We start from the raw sequence: 18477 nt of genomic DNA, 5'->3' as shown, positions 1-18477 counted from the left end.
TCAACGCACCTTACTTATTGTATTATTTAGATAAGTTTTTCACTGCTTCTTTTAAGAACGCTGTTTTACTCCAAGCTGTACCACCTTGTGCCATTGGATCTACAACGTTTACAAATACTTTCTTTTCTTTCGCAGCATTCATACTTTGCCAAATTGGATTTTTTTCAATTTCTTCTAGTACTTTCGGATTTTTATTTTCAGTTGTCTCATATTGTAAGAAAATATAATCTGGGTTCAGTTCAGCAAGTTTTTCAAATGAAATTTTCTCTTGTGCTTTTACAGTTTTAAGTTGTTCTGGAGCAGTTAGCCCAAGGTCTTTATAAATGACAGGGTTGAAGTATACTCCTTCTGGATATAGGAATAATTCGTTTGCTCTTAGTCTAATGACAAGTACTTTTTTGTCTTTTAACTTATCTCCTAGTTTTGCCTTTGCCTTTTCAGCATCCGCATTGTAATCTTTAATAATTTTTTCTGCTTTATCTTTTTTACCAGTTAATTCTCCCATTAACTTTAAGTTATCTTCCCAATTTGTTGAAATGTGTGATACTGGGAGCGTCGGAGCTACTTTCGTAAATTTCTCAGCTGTTTCTGCTGGGAATTTTGTACTTGATGTAATAACGTCTGGCTTTAATTGTAGTAATGTTTCAAAATTTGGTTGCATTTTCTCGCCAACAGATTTCGCACCCTCTAAATCTTTCTCAAGATACTTCGGTAATTTACCACCAACAGTAATGGCACCTACCGGCTTAATACCAAGTACCGCTGCATCTTCCATTGACTCTAAACTAGCTGTCGCAATTTTATCTACTTTTGCTGGTACTGTATATTCTTTACCTAAATATGTAATTTTTCTTTTTTCGTCTTTTTTCGTTTCCGTAGCTTTTGTCTGTTGCTTTTGTTCTCCTGAAGTTTTATCCGTACTATTGCATGCTGCTAGTCCTATACTTAAAACTGTAACCATCCCTAAAGTAAATAACTTCTTGTTCATCTTTATATAACTCCTCTCGAATTTTCAAACTATATTCTCAATAAAATTTAACTATATGTAACTTATCTCACATATATATTTCATTAGATTAATAATTCTATCCAGAACTCATTCTCGTTCACTTCCCCTAAACTATAATTCTTTTACACCTCATCCATTGACAATATTCCCATTGATAATGATTATCGTTACTAAGTATATATTTAATATGCAATTATTTCAAGAAAGATTTGAAAAATTTTAACAAACTGAATAAAAAAAGAAGTATCCGCCTAATCCTAGGAAGATACTTCTTTTTTTAGAAATTTATATGTAATTCAACTGGGCAATGATCTGATCCCATTACTTCACTATTAATTTTCGCCTCTGTTATTTTGTCTTTCATTCTTTCCGAAACAACAAAATAATCTAAACGCCATCCAATATTTTTTGCTCTCGCTCCCATACGATACGACCACCACGAATATGCACCTTCCTGATCAGGATACAGATAACGATACGTATCAATAAATCCTTCTTCTAAAATACGTGTGAATTTCTCCCTTTCCTCATCAGAGAATCCAGGATTTTTACGATTACTTTTTGGATTTTTTAAATCGATTTCTTTATGAGCAACATTTAAATCTCCGCAAAAAACAACGGGCTTTTTTTTATCTAATTGCTTAATATAAGCCCGGAAATCATCTTCCCATTTCATTCTGTAATCTAATCGTTCTAATCCACGTTTTGAATTTGGTGTATATAACGTGATTATGTAAAAATCTTCGAATTCTAAAGTGATAACTCGTCCTTCTTGATCATGCTCTTCAATTCCTAAACCGTATGTAACAGCAAGCGGTTCTTTTTTCGAAAAAATAGCTGTTCCTGAATAACCTTTTTTCACGGCATAATTCCAATATGCATAATATCCCTCTGGATTTAAATCAATTTGTCCATCTTGTAATTTAATCTCTTGTAGACAAAATATATCAGCACTTGATTCCTCGAGATATTCTAAAAATCCACCTTTTGCGATAACAGCTCGCAAGCCATTTACATTCCATGAGATTAACTTCACTTATAGCCCTCCTCTTGATGTTTATTTCCAAATTTCATGCTATCACAAAATAGAAAAACAATCATATTTTCACCTTTGTAATCTTGCTCTTACATTTGTGAATACATACATACGCACTTTATTCAGGTTATACTAATTGCAGAGGTGATGTTCTTTGCACAATGAAGGGGTTACGTTAACAAATGAGCATTGGCAAGCAATTATTCATAATGATTCTTCCTATGATAGTAAATTCTTTTATGCTGTGAAATCAACCGGAATCTTTTGTCGACCGTCATGCAAATCAAGAATACCGAATAGAAACAATGTACGAATTTTTCATCACGTAGAGCAAGCATTGAGTGAAAACTTTCGCCCGTGCAAACGTTGTAAGCCAAATGGGCTCACTTTACCTAATGAAGAGTGGGTAAAACAAATTAAAGATTATATCGAAAAGCATTTCGACGAATTATTAACTCTCGACATACTTGCTGAAATGTGTCATGGTAGCCCATTTCATTTACAACGCACTTTCAAAAAAATGACTGGAATAAGTCCAATAGAATATATACAGCAGTTTAGGATTGTTAAAGCGGCAGAACACCTTTTACACACAAATCAATCCATTAAAGAAATTAGTACTGCTGTCGGGATAGAAAACCCAGAGTATTTCGCAACTTTATTTAAAAAGAATACTGGATTTACTCCTACTGAATATCGAAAAAAGAACGAAATGAAAGAAGGATACAATAATGAATTCCTCCAAAAATAAATTTATATATTGGACGCTACTTACACATGAAAATTGGCAGTTTCATATTGCGGCAACTGAAAATGGACTATGCTTCATTGGATCACAAGATGAAAAATTTGAAGAACTAAATATATGGGCTAGAAAAAAATTGCCACAACATATATTGACCTGTAATCCAGATTACCTGCAATCATATACGAAAGAAGTTATCGAGTATTTAGAAAGTAAGCGAGAAACTTTTACATTCCCTATCGATGCTTACGGAACTGATTTTCAATTATCTGTTTGGAATACGGTACGTGAAATTCCTTATGGAAAGACATACTCTTATTCAGAAATTGCCGAAAGAATGCACAAACCTACTGCTGTGCGTGCCGTTGCTACTGCTATTGCTGCCAACCCTCTTCTCATTACAATTCCTTGCCATCGTGTTATTGGAAAGAATGGTAAACTAACCGGTTTTAGGGGCGGATTAGAAATGAAGAAAGTGTTGCTTACATTAGAAAAGTCTCAGGTAGAATGCATATGACAGCAAAATATACTAGCGCATTAACTTTAGCAGTTCCAACAGAATTTAGTTTCCAAGAAAATTTACGCTATCTATCACGTTCTAACAATGAATGTATGTTCTACATTGAAGATAACAAAATTTATAAAGTGATCCCTGTTCAGGATGTACATCCTTTAGTGGAAATTAGTATGAACTCGGATGATAATATTCAAATACATTTTTTAGAAGAATCATATACATCTGAAGAATCGATATGCGAAGCTGTAGCTCACTATGTAAAAGAGTGGTTTGATTTAACTACTGATTTAGCTCCCTTTTATACATTAGCTAAACATGATGTACTCCTTCAAAGACCAATTGAACAATATTATGGGCTTCGTACTTTAGGCATTCCAGACTTATTTGAAGCACTTTCCTGGGGAATTATCGGTCAGCAAATTAATCTCACATATGCTTATACACTAAAAAGAAGATTAGTCGAACACTTTGGAAATTATGTAGAATGGAACGGTAGAAAACATTGGATATTCCCTTCTCCTGAAACGATTGCCAATTTACATGTAGAGGATCTCAAAAACTTAAAAATGACGACTAGAAAATGTGAATATGTAATCGGTATTGCAAAGCTTATTACAGAAGGAAAACTATCAAAAGAATCTTTATTGCAAATACAAGATGTGAAACAAGCTGAAAAACAATTAACTGCTATACACGGTATAGGACCGTGGACTGCCAACTATGTTTTAATGCGTTGTTTACGATTTCCTTCCGCTTTTCCAATTGACGATGTTGGCTTGCACAATGCAATTAAATATATAACAGGTTCTGAAAGTAAACCGACTAAACATGAAATAAAAGATTTTGCGGCAAATTGGACCAACTGGGAGTCTTACGCAACTTTTTATTTGTGGCGAGTATTATACTAAAGAACCAAGTAGCGCATCCGCACTACTTGGTTCTTTTTTAAGCTTGTTCCTCGAATCGTCTTGCGATTTCCACAATAACTTGAACAGCTTTTTCCATCGTATCCACCGAAACATATTCAAATTTACCGTGATAGTTTTCACCACCTGTGAAAATATTCGGCGTTGGTAATCCCATATACGATAATTGTGATCCATCTGTTCCACCACGAATCGGATGAATGTTTGGTTCGATATTTAAACTTTTCATCGCTTCATATGCAATATCAACAATTTCTCTCACTGGTTCGATTTTTTCAAGCATGTTATAGTATTGATCATTCATTTCTAAAACGACTGCATTTTGTCCATACTTCTCTTGCATTTGCTTCACAATATTTTCAACGTTATGTTTACGCGCCTCAAAATTTTCACGATCAAAATCTCGAATAATATAATACGCTTTACTTTGCTCAACATCACCATTTAATGAAAGTAAATGATAGAATCCTTCATAGCCTTCTGTATATTCTGGTGCCTCTTCTACTGGTAAGTGCCCATTAAACTCCATAGCAAGTTTAGTTGCGTTACGCATTTTATTTTTCGCTGTTCCAGGATGTGTATTCGTTCCGTTAAACGTTAACTTAGCACCTGCAGCATTAAAGCTTTCATACTCTAAACCACCTAATGGACCTCCATCCATCGTATAAGCACATGATGCACCAAACGCTTCTACATCAAAATGCGCTGGCCCACGGCCAATTTCTTCATCTGGCGTAAATGCCACTCTAATTTTCCCATGCTTAATTTGTGGATTATGTATTAAATAATTCATTGCAACCATAATTTCAGTCAGACCAGCTTTATCATCTGCTCCAAGAAGTGTCGTACCATCTGTTGTAATAATCGTATGTCCTTTATAAGATGGTAACTCTGGGAACTGTTCTGGCGTTAACACAACATTTAGCTCTTCATTTAACGTAATTGCATTGCCGTCAAAATTTTCATAAATTTGTGGTTTTACGTTTTCCCCTGTAAAATCTGTTGCCGTATCTAAATGTGCTAAAAAGCCGATTACAGGAACATCCTTATCCGTATTAGCAGGAAGTGTTGCCATTACATACCCATTATCATCCATTGTTACTTCTGTTAAGCCAATCTCTTTTAACTCTTCCACTAATAACTTACCAAACTCAATTTGTCCAGGTGTTGTTGGTACTGTATGACTTTCTTCATTTGATTGTGTATCAATCTTTACATATCTCGTAAATCTTTCAATAAGTTCTTGTTTCAAACTCATTCACTCCCTTTTATGTTTCTCGTTCTATTATAATCCTTAAAACGAAATATTTTAACTTTTTTGACTGCGAATATATATTTCATTTGTATTTTAGCAATTTTAAATAGCAGCTAAAAAGTCGTAATATTTGTACATCAAAACTCTTACATGTAATATACATAATTATAAAATATGGGAGGTTTTAAAGATGAGGCTAACTCTCTTTCGCTATTTTCTTTTTTTCTTAGGATTAATTTTTTTCGGCCTTGGAAACGCCCTTGCAGTCAAAGTTAAATTTCTCGGTTTACACCCTTGGGAAGTTTTAAACATGGCTCTCTACCAAAGGTTTGGGTGGACCATTGGTACGTGGAGTGTCATATGTGGATTATGTCTCGTTCTCATTTCTTTACTAGTAGATCGAAAATATATAAATGTGGGCACATTTTTAAATGCACTACTTATCGGTCCCATTATGGACTTTTTCTTACAATCAAATATCCTTCCAAACGCTAGTGATTATTTATGGATGAACTTACTCATTTTATTTGCTGGTATTGCAATTACAGGTATTGGGGGAGGGATGTATGTTGCGGCTGGGATTGGTGCTGGCCCTCGCGATGGATTCATGCTTACTATTTCCGACAAAACAGGACTGTCTATTAGCCGTGCTAGAATTATAGTAGAATGTGTTGTACTAGTTATTGGATTTATGCTAGGAGGTCCTGTTTTCATCGTAACTTTTCTGTACACCTTTATTCAAAGTCCAATCTTTCAGCAATCATTTAAGATGTTTCAAACACTCTTACATACTTTACATAGCAAAGAGAAAGTTAGTGAACATATTTAAAGTACAGCTTAATACAAATAAATTCACCCTATTTACGATTCTCACCACAAATAGGGTGTTTCTTTTTTCATCTCACAATTTCAGAATATATACTACTCATTCACAATAAAAGTATATACATCGTCATAAATACAGCCATTTACTTTAATTACATACTTCCCTGGTTTACTAAAACGAATTGTGTATTTATTTAACTGAATTGCTTCTTTATCTCCAGAAAGAATATCAATACTTCTACCACTCAATACATAAAATTCACTTTGATTCATCGTTACATCAATCGCATTGAAATTTCCTTCTTTCACCTGCTTTGTTTCCGCAGCGCTTACACTTGGTTCTAAAAACAGTAGTCCACTTAATCCAATCGTCCCCGCTAAAGCAACTCCCGCAAACTTTTTAATCTTTTTCATCACAATGTCCTCCTTATAAATTTTGTGTAAAGATGATGTTCCCCTTTACACCACAAAGCCTATATGTAATGAAATGAAAAGTAAACGGGGACCGTAAGACAAAATTCTACATCTTTTTCTCTGTTTGAATATAAATCCAACGTTTGGAGTTTCGTCAAATTTAAAATTGTTTCCTTAAACCAACTTCCATTTATATTATTCAGAAATTGAATAATTACTTATTGATTTAAGATTCTAAAAATAGTTGATAAAAATGCTTTCTATAAAAAAGTATATTTTATAAGTACGAATTAAAACACACTCCATATATTCAGTTTCATTCTCCTATCCATAATTTTTCTACATTCAATAATTGTTCATCATTAAATTCCAGCTTATATATGTCCGGCTTTGATGTATGTATTAGAAATCCAAACCCGTATTGCTTATCAAAATAATTCATCATGAGTGTCATTACAAGCCCATGTGTGCCAATTACAATTTTTTGTCCTTGAAAATCCATTAATATTTCCTTTAACACTTTCACTACCCGTCTCTGACAATCCTTATATGACTCTCCTTCCATGAGTGCAAAGTCAGGATTAGAGAACATCTTCTTTACAAGTGGATACACCTCTTTATCTGATATAACTTGATCCCCACTGGAAAACATACACTCTTTAAGGTTTTCATATACTAATATTTCTTTTTCATAGAAATTGGCTGTTTTTTCTATCGTTAACACAGCCCTCTTATATGGACTTGAAATGAAAGTATCAATTCCCTCTGTTTTTAATATGTCTGTTACTCTATGAGCGTCTAAACTTCCCTTTTCAGTTAAACCACGTGTTCTTTCACTCCCTTCTAATTTTGATGATTCACCGTGCCTAACCATATAGATATATGTATTCATACTTCCTCCTTGAAAATATTCATTTGTTTTTTATAAATTTTGTTGTTTTGTTCGTGTAATCCATTCTCCTACTAAACTCTCGAATAGTTCAGGCTGTTCAATTTGCAAGTTATGTCCCGCCATATCAAGCACCGCTAATGTTGCTCTTGGATAATCTTCAATAATTTCTATAACATCTCGATAACCTACCGATATATCTTGTCTTCCTGCTAATAAAAGAACGGGTTTCTCATATTTCTTTCGGTGAAACTCCATAGTAAGAGAATAATTTTTTTGCAACCTTTCAATAAATTCATAATTAGCAACATCTAACCCCGGCTTAATTTCTTCTTTAAATCGCTTATATGTATATTCATTTGCTACCACTGCTAACTCCCTAAATTCATTTCTTTCGGTAGAAGTTAACGTATTTAAAAACTCCTTATCTTGTACAATTATCTGTTTATCCGGCAAACGTCTTTCTTTTTGCAGCGCAACAACCACAGGACATATTAATAATAATCCATTGACTCTCTCAAACATTTTTGAAAGTATCCCTCTAGCTAAATATCCGCCGAAAGACTCTCCTACTAGTAAAAAATCTTTCTTTGGAATGATTTCTTCAATAAATATATTTAACACTTCTAATATATGATCTGAACTATTTATCCAATCTGGAGCATTCGATTTCCCCATTCCAGGTAAATCAATATATATTCGTTGATAACCTTCATATTTTTGAAATACTGATTCCATACATTTCATCATTAACCTATGATCCGGCGCACAGCCATGTATATTAATGACTGGTTTACCCTCACCCACAATTTCATAGTATACTTCTGCACCTTTCATTCGAAATAACATAAAAAGTCCTCCCTATTTAGTGAAAATACTATCCACTCTGTAAGAATACACGTTCTTATTTTATATCCTTTTGTAACATTTTTACAAATGTTAATTTTCAGATTAAAAATGAAAACCTTACTTAAAATAGCCTATAACAATCAAAAGATCAGCACAAAAGAGGATTCTCATCATTTTATATGCAATTGTGCATCTCCACTTACAAATTACTAAAAAACCTTTACAATTCAAAGGATGACTAAATATACAATTTCCATTTAAAATCTTGATGAAGTACATATTATCAAACTCAATATTTTTCAATTTTAAGAAGTATTAAACTCTTCAATACTTTCCTTATAAACAAGATTTTTACAAGGAAATCTGATACAATTCTTAAATAATATTATTATGTATAGATATTACGAATATAGTGCATAATTAAAGAAGGTGATTTTATTGAAATTAAATAAAAATTTACAACTATGTATATTAATCGGAACATTAATATGCTATTCAATCTATTTTATATTTTTTTATCTGTTCCCTACTCATTTTTCAAATTCGGATGTACGCTTCGCTTCACTTATCGTTGAAGCCATTACATTTGTATCACTAATTTATTCTATATATTCTAAAAAAGTCAGTTCAAATCCATTTTGGATATGTATCACAATAGCAATTGGGAGTTTTTTATTAGGAAAAATAGTATATACATATCAAGATAGCTTCTTCGAAATTCCAATACATCGTTTTACTATTTCTGATGTATTTTACATGTTTTTTCTACTCTTTTGTCTTATCGCTTTCAGTTATAAAATTTTAAAAGAATGCGATAAATGGGAAAAAGCGTTCTTTATTTGTGATATATGTATAGTACTTACTTCCATATTCACATTAGAGTGGTATTTATTTAATCAACCAAATTTAAATATATTCTCTCTTTCACTAGGAGATGTTTTCCTTTCATTTCTATATCCAATTGCAGATTTATTATTTCTTCTACTAGGCGTTAGTCTCTTTTTCCGTCCGACAATTTTTAATTCTAAACGGAAGATTTATATCTTTATTTTTGTATTAATAAGTTCTGCAACTTTTAACTATATTTATTTCTACTTAAATAACCATTTATCAACTGAAACGATAACATTATTACGTCTTTTATATAGAATACCTATATTGTTTATTGCAATAGCTGGATCTATTTCAGCAGATCGTAATAGCCATAAAAATTATTTCATTGTTAACCCTATAATAGGAAAAAAGGCTTTAGTTGTATTTCCCTATCTTGCTGTTGCAATACTAATCGGGTTTACATTAAAAGAACAAACAGCATCTTCAACTCTCATTACAGGAAATTGTATTACTTTCATTTTCGTACTCATTCGTCATTCTATTGTACGTATGCAAAACAATTCCCTAACAAAACGTTTACAGGCATTTAATGCGCAACTAGAAGAAAAAGTGACTTTACGGACTTCTGATTTAGTTCATAAATCAGAGGCTCTATCTCAAAAACAACAAAAGTTTAAATCGTTATATGAATATCACCCTGATCCTATTTTTACAATTGATTTACACGGCGTATTCTTAAATGTAAATCAAGCCGGGAGTATACTACTTGGGGCACCAACAGATGAGTTACTCGGTGAAACATGTTTTTCAATTATTTTAGACGAAGACAAACATAAACTAACATCTGCATTAGAAAAGGTGAAACAACAAGAATCGGCATACTTACAACTAAGTTCTAAATATAAAGATGGTTTTACTTATTTTTTATACGTTACCATCGTCCCTATTATAATAGACGGACAAATTTCAGGAAGCTATATTATGGTAAAAGATATTACCGCACTAAAAAAGCAACAAGAAGAAATAAAGTATTTAGCATTCCATGATACTGTAACGAAAATTGGGAACCGTGCCTTTTTCCATAAGAAATTAAAAAAAATTATAAAACATGCTAAAACGATAGAAAGCGAGTTTGCATTATTATATTTAGATTTAGATCGCTTTAAAGCAATTAACGATACACTTGGACATTCGGCAGGAGATCACATATTAGAAGAAGTAGCGAAGCGATTCCAATCATGTCTTCCATCACATACTCATCTGTCAAGAATCGGTGGTGATGAATTTACAATCTTAATTGAAAACTATACTGACGAAGATTCCTTATTCGATTTATGCAACCAGTTATTTGAATGCATAGAAAAACCGTTTGTCATACATGAGCATACATTAACTTTATCACTTAGTATCGGCATCGCTATTTATCCACATTCCGGAATCGATACCGCTACACTTTTGAAAAACGCTAATGTTGCCATGTATGATGCGAAAGCAAAAAAACTTAACTCTGTCTCTATTTATGACGATCTAATCGCTAAAAAAATCGAAAGACGATTACGATTAGAAAAAGATTTACCAAACGCAATACAAAATGAAGAATTGTTCCTTTTGTATCAACCTCAAGTTGATAGTGAATCTAATAAAATTATCGGTGCAGAAGCTCTAATCAGGTGGAATCATCCTGAATTAGGCGTTATTTCTCCATACGAGTTTATTCCGATTGCAGAAGAAACACTACAAATTATTCCAATAGGAAAATGGACGTTACACCAAGCTTGTGAGCAAATGAAACGTTGGCACACACTCGGATATTCTCATTTAAAAATTGGTGTAAACTTATCTGCTAAAGAATTTGAACAAGAAGATTTTGTAAAGTCTATTTCTTCTACATTAGTAGCTACAGGCTTATCGGCAAGTTCTCTCGACCTTGAATTAACAGAGCGCATTGCAATGATGGATGAGCGAGAAACATTGATAAAGCTCCGCACACTAAAGGGTTTAGGAGTTCACATTTCAATCGACGACTTTGGTACAGGTTATTCTTCACTAGCGTATTTACCTTTATATCCAATAGATACGTTAAAAATCCCAAGAGAATTTATAACAATGTCTGAAACGTGTGAAGATGGAATGGAAATTATTAAAACGATTATCACATTAGCACATACATTAGAAATGTCTGTCATTGCTGAAGGTGTAGAAACGAAAGAACATGTGAATTTCCTTCAAAAAAATAAATGTCAGTTTATTCAAGGTTACTATTATAGTAAACCTATCCATACTCATGCATTTACTGAGCTATTAGAAACCGGTATTCACCCATAGTATATAGCTAATTTGGATAAGTAATAATGAATTTGAACAACTATAGTAAAAAGGAAAGAAGATACCTTCTTTCCTTTTTACTATTTAAATTTCTATTACTTCACCACTTCATTTATTATATCTATTAATTGATGAATCCCCTCATCATTTGTTTTCTTATATCCATTCATGTTTTGAATATATCTCTCCTTATTTGTATGCAACTTATTTACTGCATGTATGAATACATTCGTACTTATTCTGTCTTGGAGTAAAACTTCCGCATATCCTTGCCGAGAAAAATATTCAGCATTTAAAACTTGATCTCCCCTACTGGAACTGTTAGTTAACGGGATAAGCAACATCGGTTTCTTCAAAAATAGCAATTCAGAAATAGCAGTAGAACCCGCTCTAGAAACTACAACACTCGCCATATTTAGTATATGCGGCAACTCGTCCCCTATATACTCAAATTGCATATAACCTTCCATACCAATAGATGAATCCACCTTCCCTTTACCGCACATATGAACAATATTAAAATTTAATAGTAATGTTTCCAAACTTTCCCTTACCATATCATTTATCCATTGAGCACCTTGACTCCCACCCATAATTAACAATACTGGTTTATCTTGCTGAAATTTACAATAGCTTCTTCCCCGCAATACGTTGCCCCTCTCAATTTCTTCCCTTACAATTGGTCCTACATAAACCTTCTTCTCATTACTTACATTTTCTCCTGTCTGAGGAAATGTTGTGCATAGTTTTGTAGTAAAAGGTAATGCTATTTTATTTGCTAATCCTAACGTACTATCTGGTTCACGTATTATTACAGGTACTTTATTCATCCACGCTCCTATTACTACAGGAACGGACACAAATCCTCCTGCCGAAAAAACAACATCTGGTTTTATTCGTTTCATCAATTTATAACTTTGTATGCAACCTTTTATTATTTTAAAAGGATCTTTAAAGTTCTCCCAATCCCAATACCTCCTAAGCTTCCCTGTTGAAATACTATTATACTTAACATTTTGAACTAATAATTTTTCAATTCCATTTTGAGATCCAATATACTCAACTCCCCACCCTTTTTTCATAAATTTAGGAATCAATACCATATTAATCATTACGTGTCCGGCTGTACCGCCCCCAGTAAAGAGAATCTTTTTATTCATAATTTTTATCCACCTTTATCATTAAAAATCTTGTTTTATACTAATCTATTAAATGTAAGTAAACTTACTATTATTTATATAAACATGTAACTCAAATCCTATATCTTGCAAAAAATCTTTAATGAGATCATAAAAATCTTTTCCATACTCACTACATTCATACTGAGCAAAAACTTGGATTACAAGCCTAGTTCCTGTATTTATTACTGGATTTTTCCAATCATCCTTTTTACCTTCCACATAGGCTCGACATTTATTTATCGCCTCATAGATACACAAAACATGCTCTTCCTCATCTTTCCAGTCCAGCGTATCAACAATTAAAAGAAGTAGCGTATTTTGATTATCTATTGTTTTATAGCCATTCATATATTTCTTACATCCTTTTCATTTTTCATTGAATACAGATTTCACTACACTTCGCATACTCGAGTACATCTTTTAATGATTGATGGAATTGAATTTCTGGGACCCAACCTAACCTTTTTATATCTTCTATTACTAAACTCTCATTCGATTCGCTCCCACTATGCTCTGCTTCTTTTATGGAAAAATTCAGCTGTGTTAATTCTTTGTATTGTTCTATTACATCTAATAAAGACCGTTTTACCCCTGATCCAATATTATATTGTTTTCCATTTATTCCATCGCGTAATAACACATGATACGCTTTAACCGCATCACGTACATCTAGAAAATCCCTACTATCTTTCAAACTGTTTACTTCAATAATTGCTTCACTTTTATTCGACTCTATAGTTATCATTTTTTTTGCAAGAATAGAACAAATACCATTCGATACTCCTGGACCAATTAAATTCGAGGGCTTTGCAATGATAATATTTGAATTCATTAATTCACTCCACGCCTCTGCAATAATGACTTGCATCGTTTTACTTAAACTATATGGATTTGAAATTTTTATGTTGTTCATACTATCTGCTTGCAAAGCAGATCCTATAACCAATGTTCTACAGTGAGGTACTTCTTGCTTAATTGCTTCTAATAAATATAATGTCCCTATTACATTAACCTCTACATATTCAAGAGCAGCTGTCCAAGACTCTATGACCGAATTCCTTCCTGCTAAATGCAATACATAATCTGGCTTTATTTGTTTCATTACCTTCATTACTTCGCTCTTATTAGTTAAATTACAAGTAATACCATTCCCAATTATTTCTCTATGTGCACGATTTTGAAACATAGGAATTACATGAAAGCCCTGCTCTAAAAAATATTGGCAAGCATGGCGCCCTGTGAAGCCATTTGCGCCAGTTATTAAGAGGCTCGCATTTTTTTTCATCGTAAAAACCCTCCTTTTTCTAGCATTTGTTTCACCTCATGTTTTGTAAGTAAGTCTTGTTGAGAACTAAAACTCTTCACATCCACTAGCGGATAACTAGCATAATATTCTTGCAGCCCTTCTATAGGAATAGTCGGTAGTACCACAAAATAATTTTGATCAAAGCTTATACTTGTTTTACTCTCTACCTCAGATAAAAGCATTTCACTTAATTTTTCACCCGGCCTTATCCCTACCTCTTTTACCTTCACGTTTTCTTTTTTTGAATCTTCAATTAACACTTCTGCTAAATCTGTTATTTTACATGCCGGCATTTTCATAACAAAGATTTCTCCACCTCTACCTTGATATACGGCTTTAAATAACAATCCAACAGCATCTTCAATCGTTAAGAAAAATCTAGTCATATTTGCATCGGTAATCCCTACTTTTGAAGATTTTTTAATTTGTTTTTTAAAAAGTGGTACCACACTTCCGCTCGTCCCTAAAACATTTCCACCACGAACACAAATGAATTTTGTTTTCTTCGTTTGCATATTCGCATGAACCATTAACTTTTCACCAATTGCTTTTGTCATCCCATACGTATTTGATGGGTCAGCTGCTTTATCCGTTGAAACATATATAACTTTCTCAACTTGCATCTGTATAGATACTTCAATTACATTTTGTGTACCATGTATATTGGTTTTTATAGCTTCATAAGGATAATACTCACATACTGGAACATGCTTTAAAGCTGCAAGATGGAATACATAATGTACACCTTGGCATGCATAGGCTAGTTGATCTTTATCACGAATATCTCCAATAATAAATTTTAACCTATCATCATTTATAAACTGTTGCTGCATTTCAAACTGAACCGTTTCGTTTCTTGAAAAAACCCTAATTTCTTTCGGTGATTTTTCTAATAGTTGTTTTATAAGTTCACGTCCCCACGAACCTGTACCACCAGTAATTAAAATTATTTTATTCAGCATTTCTTTTCCTCCTACTAAACATTTCAATTAATATAGTATTTATAAAATGTATTGAATTATTTTCAATTGATTCAAATCATAATCGTCGTTTGTTACATTTAATTGACAAAATAAAAAAACAGAAACTATTAAAAATAGTTTCTGTTTTTCATTTCACCTCACAACAGTAAGATTTTTTATACTGTTTGCATAATAAATACCTTGTAAAAAACACCGCTCATTTATTTCTTATACTCGTAATAAAATAAATAGAATGATTCATAGCCAATAATCATGTTTAAATTTATGAAAAAGGGAGGTAATGGAATGTACCGAAGCAATTCAAATCATACAGATAACGGACTTTCCAAAGCATTGCCTCTATCCCTATTTGATGTAAAAAATGAATTGAAACAAAAAAACAAGCTCATTCATTCTGACACGATGTATAAATTAACGAAAGAAGAGCAACTCATCATCAACAACATAAAAATACAAACAGAACAGCTAAATAAAAATAATGTTACAAGAACACGCGCATACTACCAATTTTACATTCAATATCCAGAAATACATTGGGCACTACTTGGGCATATGGTATCACGTAACGGCGGTTGGAATATGACTGATTTAAAGGGCGATTTATATACGAAAATTTTATCAGAGAAAGATCAAGTCACATTTTTTTCTTTTTTAGAAAGAGGGAATTGGCTTATTTTCCAAGATGTATATCCTCAATTTCTGCTTTACGAACAAAGTGTAAAAAGAGCACAAAAGCTATTTCACCTTCTCCCTCACCTAAATGTTTCTACATTTATGGAAACGATGTGGAACGATTTTTGGAAAACAGGTAACAAAAAAACATTAGCCATTGCAACTATTATTAATGAACAAAACTACTTAGAAAAAAGAGTGATTCAAAATATACAATTTAAAAAGACTGTACTTAATAGTATTGGATTTAAACTCTTTGATTTCTTTCAGTTTAATCATATCCTTTTCCCATTCTACGAAAATGATAAGAAACACAAAGTATTACTATTTGGTGATACAATGAAGCATTTCACTTCCTTACACGAACGAATCTTAATTGGAAAAAGGTTGTATTCCTTATTATTTCGAGACACACATGTTTTATCTCAAATAATAAGCTGGGCCCAGCACCATCCACATACAGGATCAAGGAAAGATTACTGGCCTCATTTATTTTCAAGTGTAAATGAATCTTTTTCCCGTGAATTTTATAAGCGTCGAATAAAAAAATGCCAGTTGCGTAGTGGCGCTTATCGTATATACAGTCCTGAACTCATCTATGCATGGCGAGATATGAAGCATGAAGAAGTTGACAGTGAAGATTGGTTTACGGACTGGCAAGTTGTAAATTACTTAGTAGATAAGGAGGAAAATATAAATGGACAAATTACAGAAGACTACTGTAAAACGCTCGAAAAAATTGAACTCGCCATTCTTGCAAAGAAAAACGTCCTCCTTCGAGAAGAAGAATGATTTTTTAGCATTAGCAGTTACAATCTTACTCTCTTGTATTATCGGAACTTGCTTAGATGCTTTCTTTGTCGCGAAACAAATGTATGCCTTTCCGGTTAGACCATTCTCATCCATATTTTCAGTTAACATTGGTTTTACTTTGTTTGCACTACCGATTTTAACAACGATTTTCATACAAATTTCAAAAACATTAACTGCAGTTTCTAGAATGCTATTTATTGTTTCAATAGGTATTTGTGCTAGCATTTTTGAACAGGTTGCTGAAAGATTCGGTTTCTTTATCCATAGCGTAGATTGGAATCATACATACTCTTTATTTGGCTATATGATTTTCTTTTCTTTTATTTGGAAAATATATCATTTCATACAAAAATAAAGAGACCATTATAGATCTCTTCTTAAGCATAATCTTCAGTTATTGCTAATGATGCAGGATTTTGAAGAATTTTTGAACGTAAACGGTAGGCAACGATTTTCTTCTTATATTGCTTGATTACATCAACATGTTCCTCATGGCTATATAGAGAAAACCTAATCTCTTTATTCCCTTTCTTCGTGTTAATAACGATCGGTGTTCCTTCCCCGTGCGGTGGGAAATAATGTTTATCTAAAAATAAAGCCTCATTAAATTCATGAATAACTTGTAGTTTCATTTCCCCCTCTATATTTTTTCCATTTATCGATATAGAGGTATTCTCTTCTTCAAGTTTTTGATGCAATTCAAATCTACTAATAATTGATTCTACAACAGAAGTTGGCATACTAGAAACTAGTACTTTAAGAGCTCCAAAAATAAATAATGTAACTATAAACCATGTTGTCATTTTCACCATCTCCATTACATTTTAAAATATAAATTTCGTTCCATAAGGTATAAATATACTAATGAGTATTCCGGTTACAATCATCGTCACCGAACCGATCGTCGCCTCTTTCTCGCCCTCCTTCACGAGACGGCTCACACCGATAATATGTGATGCGCATCCCATCCCCACTCCTTTTCCAATCGTACTTGTTATTCGGAAAAGCTTAAGTACTGTTGGTCCGATAATAGCACCTGTTATTCCTGCAACAACTACAAAACTAGAAGTCATAGATGGAATACCACCAATTTGATCCGCTAATGAAACGGCGATAGGCATCGTCGCTAATTGCGGCAGTGTTGTTAATATGAGCTCCTTATCTATATTTAACATCTCACCAATCACTACATTCATACTCGTTAAAGCCACTATACCTACCGCTACGCCGATAAGTATCGACAAAACGTTTTTCATAAGTATTTTTCGCTCTTTAAATAAAGGTATCGCTAACGCTACAATTGCAGGACTCAATAAACCGGAAAGAATATCTCCCCCATTTTCTCTATACTCATGATGAGAAATACCAAAAATCAGAAATAAGCAAATCATACTCGCTGTAACTGTTAACACCGGTAATGTAAATGGAAACGTAAATTTTTTATATAACTTTGTCGCGAATACATACATTACTACAGTAATAATAATTAAGACCATTTGCATCGTGCACCTTGTCGATTTTATTTTTTTGATGTTACTAATAATTGACTTATATACCCTGAAACAATCAAAGTTACTACCGTGCTTGCAACTACTAAAAGGAATATAACACTCCCCTTACTGAAAAGAAAAGACCCATATTCCATCAGCCCTGTTGTCGAAGGAATTAGAAATAACGGTAAAAATATGATTAACTTTTCCGCACCTTCCTCAAACCACTTTAATGGTAAAATACGAGTAGAAAGGAGTAAAAACAGCATTAACATCCCTATTAAACTTCCCGGCATTGATAGATGAAATACTCCCTGAATCCACGTACCAACTATGCTAAATACATATAGCACGCCTACTTGAAGTAAAAGCGTCACGTACTTCATTTCTTTCCCTCATTTCAATATG

The 18477-nt window shown here is 32.9% G+C and carries 20 protein-coding genes; 7 read left to right on the top strand and 13 right to left on the bottom strand.

Annotated elements, in window-relative coordinates; genetic code table 11:
- Positions 1-22: 22 nt before the first annotated feature.
- Together QEP67_RS08735 and QEP67_RS08730 are read right to left on the bottom strand one after the other, a co-directional pair.
- A complete protein-coding gene (locus QEP67_RS08735) occupies positions 23-988 on the bottom strand; it encodes an iron-hydroxamate ABC transporter substrate-binding protein (protein ID WP_001035491.1) in 966 nt (321 codons plus the stop codon).
- A gap of 298 nt (positions 989-1286) precedes the next feature.
- Complete coding sequence (locus QEP67_RS08730; RefSeq protein ID WP_000767613.1) at positions 1287-2045, bottom strand: exodeoxyribonuclease III; 759 nt, start codon at positions 2043-2045, stop codon at positions 1287-1289.
- Between the two features lie 154 nt (positions 2046-2199).
- Here QEP67_RS08730 and adaA point away from each other — a divergent pair, with 154 nt between their 5' ends.
- Genes adaA through QEP67_RS08715 form a run of 3 tightly spaced genes read left to right on the top strand, consistent with a single transcriptional unit; the run spans position 2200 to position 4215 of the window.
- Entirely contained in the window at positions 2200-2796 is a 597-nt protein-coding gene (adaA, locus tag QEP67_RS08725; RefSeq protein ID WP_000551311.1) for a bifunctional transcriptional activator/DNA repair enzyme AdaA, read from the top strand.
- Positions 2777-3307: a methylated-DNA--[protein]-cysteine S-methyltransferase gene (locus tag QEP67_RS08720; RefSeq protein ID WP_001088917.1), complete on the top strand. Its 531-nt coding sequence runs from the start codon at positions 2777-2779 to the stop codon at positions 3305-3307. Before adaA ends, QEP67_RS08720 begins: the two co-directional genes overlap by 20 nt.
- Complete coding sequence (locus QEP67_RS08715) at positions 3304-4215, top strand: DNA-3-methyladenine glycosylase (RefSeq protein ID WP_000125663.1); 912 nt, start codon at positions 3304-3306, stop codon at positions 4213-4215. The genes QEP67_RS08720 and QEP67_RS08715 overlap by 4 nt, the downstream gene beginning before the upstream one ends.
- 37 nt (positions 4216-4252) lie before the next feature.
- Here the strand turns inward: QEP67_RS08715 and pepT are convergent, their stop codons facing one another.
- Positions 4253-5485 (bottom strand): peptidase T, encoded by a 1233-nt coding sequence (pepT, locus tag QEP67_RS08710; RefSeq protein ID WP_353706558.1) that lies wholly within the window; start codon positions 5483-5485, stop codon positions 4253-4255.
- 193 nt (positions 5486-5678) lie between these two features.
- Here pepT and QEP67_RS08705 point away from each other — a divergent pair, with 193 nt between their 5' ends.
- On the top strand, positions 5679-6317 hold the full coding sequence (locus QEP67_RS08705; protein WP_001241265.1) for a YitT family protein: 639 nt from the start codon (positions 5679-5681) through the stop codon (positions 6315-6317).
- A gap of 92 nt (positions 6318-6409) precedes the next feature.
- Here the strand turns inward: QEP67_RS08705 and QEP67_RS08700 are convergent, their stop codons facing one another.
- The 3 genes from QEP67_RS08700 to QEP67_RS08690 all read right to left on the bottom strand — a co-directional run bounded on the left by QEP67_RS08700 (position 6410) and on the right by QEP67_RS08690 (position 8465).
- Positions 6410-6727 carry a hypothetical protein gene (locus tag QEP67_RS08700; protein ID WP_000721341.1) on the bottom strand — a complete coding sequence of 106 codons (318 nt, stop codon included), beginning with the start codon at positions 6725-6727 and terminating at the stop codon, positions 6410-6412.
- A gap of 316 nt (positions 6728-7043) precedes the next feature.
- A complete protein-coding gene (locus QEP67_RS08695) occupies positions 7044-7619 on the bottom strand; it encodes a histidine phosphatase family protein (RefSeq protein WP_001099571.1) in 576 nt (191 codons plus the stop codon).
- Positions 7620-7649: 30 nt separating this feature from the next.
- Positions 7650-8465: an alpha/beta hydrolase gene (locus tag QEP67_RS08690; protein WP_000898923.1), complete on the bottom strand. Its 816-nt coding sequence runs from the start codon at positions 8463-8465 to the stop codon at positions 7650-7652.
- A gap of 438 nt (positions 8466-8903) precedes the next feature.
- On the opposite strand from QEP67_RS08690, the gene QEP67_RS08685 reads away from it, so the two are divergent.
- A complete protein-coding gene (locus QEP67_RS08685) occupies positions 8904-11624 on the top strand; it encodes an EAL domain-containing protein (RefSeq protein WP_000773532.1) in 2721 nt (906 codons plus the stop codon).
- Positions 11625-11719: 95 nt separating this feature from the next.
- Here the strand turns inward: QEP67_RS08685 and QEP67_RS08680 are convergent, their stop codons facing one another.
- Genes QEP67_RS08680 through QEP67_RS08665 form a run of 4 tightly spaced genes read right to left on the bottom strand, consistent with a single transcriptional unit; the run spans position 11720 to position 15073 of the window.
- Complete coding sequence (locus QEP67_RS08680; protein ID WP_001035083.1) at positions 11720-12784, bottom strand: undecaprenyldiphospho-muramoylpentapeptide beta-N-acetylglucosaminyltransferase; 1065 nt, start codon at positions 12782-12784, stop codon at positions 11720-11722.
- Positions 12785-12832: 48 nt separating this feature from the next.
- The gene (locus QEP67_RS08675; protein ID WP_001014808.1) at positions 12833-13153 is read right to left on the bottom strand and encodes a DUF6572 domain-containing protein; all 321 of its coding nucleotides are present in this window, start codon (positions 13151-13153) and stop codon (positions 12833-12835) included.
- A gap of 25 nt (positions 13154-13178) precedes the next feature.
- Complete coding sequence (locus QEP67_RS08670) at positions 13179-14090, bottom strand: NAD-dependent epimerase/dehydratase family protein (RefSeq protein ID WP_000739088.1); 912 nt, start codon at positions 14088-14090, stop codon at positions 13179-13181.
- On the bottom strand, positions 14087-15073 hold the full coding sequence (locus QEP67_RS08665) for a UDP-N-acetylglucosamine 4,6-dehydratase family protein (RefSeq protein WP_000932620.1): 987 nt from the start codon (positions 15071-15073) through the stop codon (positions 14087-14089). The genes QEP67_RS08670 and QEP67_RS08665 overlap by 4 nt, the downstream gene beginning before the upstream one ends.
- Before the next feature lie 306 nt (positions 15074-15379).
- On the opposite strand from QEP67_RS08665, the gene QEP67_RS08660 reads away from it, so the two are divergent.
- The gene (locus tag QEP67_RS08660; protein WP_000286276.1) at positions 15380-16558 is read left to right on the top strand and encodes a DUF2515 domain-containing protein; all 1179 of its coding nucleotides are present in this window, start codon (positions 15380-15382) and stop codon (positions 16556-16558) included.
- Positions 16464-16934, top strand: coding sequence for a CBO0543 family protein (locus tag QEP67_RS08655; protein WP_000359642.1), 471 nt, complete (start codon positions 16464-16466; stop codon positions 16932-16934). The genes QEP67_RS08660 and QEP67_RS08655 overlap by 95 nt, the downstream gene beginning before the upstream one ends.
- A 22-nt stretch (positions 16935-16956) precedes the next feature.
- Here QEP67_RS08655 and QEP67_RS08650 read toward each other — a convergent pair whose 3' ends face one another.
- From QEP67_RS08650 to QEP67_RS08640, 3 genes are read right to left on the bottom strand one after another with little or no spacing between them, the layout of a single operon-like run.
- The gene (locus tag QEP67_RS08650) at positions 16957-17382 is read right to left on the bottom strand and encodes a YfmQ family protein (protein WP_000214627.1); all 426 of its coding nucleotides are present in this window, start codon (positions 17380-17382) and stop codon (positions 16957-16959) included.
- Positions 17383-17403: 21 nt separating this feature from the next.
- Complete coding sequence (locus QEP67_RS08645) at positions 17404-18075, bottom strand: LrgB family protein (protein WP_000242956.1); 672 nt, start codon at positions 18073-18075, stop codon at positions 17404-17406.
- A 23-nt stretch (positions 18076-18098) separates the two neighbouring features.
- Positions 18099-18455: a CidA/LrgA family holin-like protein gene (locus QEP67_RS08640; RefSeq protein WP_000878480.1), complete on the bottom strand. Its 357-nt coding sequence runs from the start codon at positions 18453-18455 to the stop codon at positions 18099-18101.
- Positions 18456-18477 lie beyond the last annotated feature (22 nt).

Source organism: Bacillus cereus group sp. MS39, from assembly GCF_040448665.1.
Taxonomy (GTDB): domain Bacteria; phylum Bacillota; class Bacilli; order Bacillales; family Bacillaceae_G; genus Bacillus_A; species Bacillus_A wiedmannii.
This window is presented reverse-complemented; position numbering and strand designations above follow the sequence as displayed.

Coding starts and splice junctions, on each gene's coding strand:
- QEP67_RS08650 (WP_000214627.1), bottom strand. CDS start 17,382: ATGACAACATGGTTTATAGTTACATTATTTATTTTTGGAGCTCTTAAA.
- QEP67_RS08705 (WP_001241265.1), top strand. CDS start 5,679: ATGAGGCTAACTCTCTTTCGCTATTTTCTTTTTTTCTTAGGATTAATT.
- QEP67_RS08655 (WP_000359642.1), top strand. CDS start 16,464: ATGGACAAATTACAGAAGACTACTGTAAAACGCTCGAAAAAATTGAAC.
- QEP67_RS08670 (WP_000739088.1), bottom strand. CDS start 14,090: ATGAAAAAAAATGCGAGCCTCTTAATAACTGGCGCAAATGGCTTCACA.
- QEP67_RS08660 (WP_000286276.1), top strand. CDS start 15,380: ATGTACCGAAGCAATTCAAATCATACAGATAACGGACTTTCCAAAGCA.
- QEP67_RS08675 (WP_001014808.1), bottom strand. CDS start 13,153: ATGAATGGCTATAAAACAATAGATAATCAAAATACGCTACTTCTTTTA.
- QEP67_RS08665 (WP_000932620.1), bottom strand. CDS start 15,073: ATGCTGAATAAAATAATTTTAATTACTGGTGGTACAGGTTCGTGGGGA.
- QEP67_RS08735 (WP_001035491.1), bottom strand. CDS start 988: ATGAACAAGAAGTTATTTACTTTAGGGATGGTTACAGTTTTAAGTATA.
- QEP67_RS08695 (WP_001099571.1), bottom strand. CDS start 7,619: ATGAATACATATATCTATATGGTTAGGCACGGTGAATCATCAAAATTA.
- QEP67_RS08680 (WP_001035083.1), bottom strand. CDS start 12,784: ATGAATAAAAAGATTCTCTTTACTGGGGGCGGTACAGCCGGACACGTA.
- QEP67_RS08720 (WP_001088917.1), top strand. CDS start 2,777: ATGAATTCCTCCAAAAATAAATTTATATATTGGACGCTACTTACACAT.
- QEP67_RS08715 (WP_000125663.1), top strand. CDS start 3,304: ATGACAGCAAAATATACTAGCGCATTAACTTTAGCAGTTCCAACAGAA.
- QEP67_RS08690 (WP_000898923.1), bottom strand. CDS start 8,465: ATGTTATTTCGAATGAAAGGTGCAGAAGTATACTATGAAATTGTGGGT.
- QEP67_RS08640 (WP_000878480.1), bottom strand. CDS start 18,455: ATGAAGTACGTGACGCTTTTACTTCAAGTAGGCGTGCTATATGTATTT.
- QEP67_RS08700 (WP_000721341.1), bottom strand. CDS start 6,727: ATGAAAAAGATTAAAAAGTTTGCGGGAGTTGCTTTAGCGGGGACGATT.
- QEP67_RS08645 (WP_000242956.1), bottom strand. CDS start 18,075: ATGGTCTTAATTATTATTACTGTAGTAATGTATGTATTCGCGACAAAG.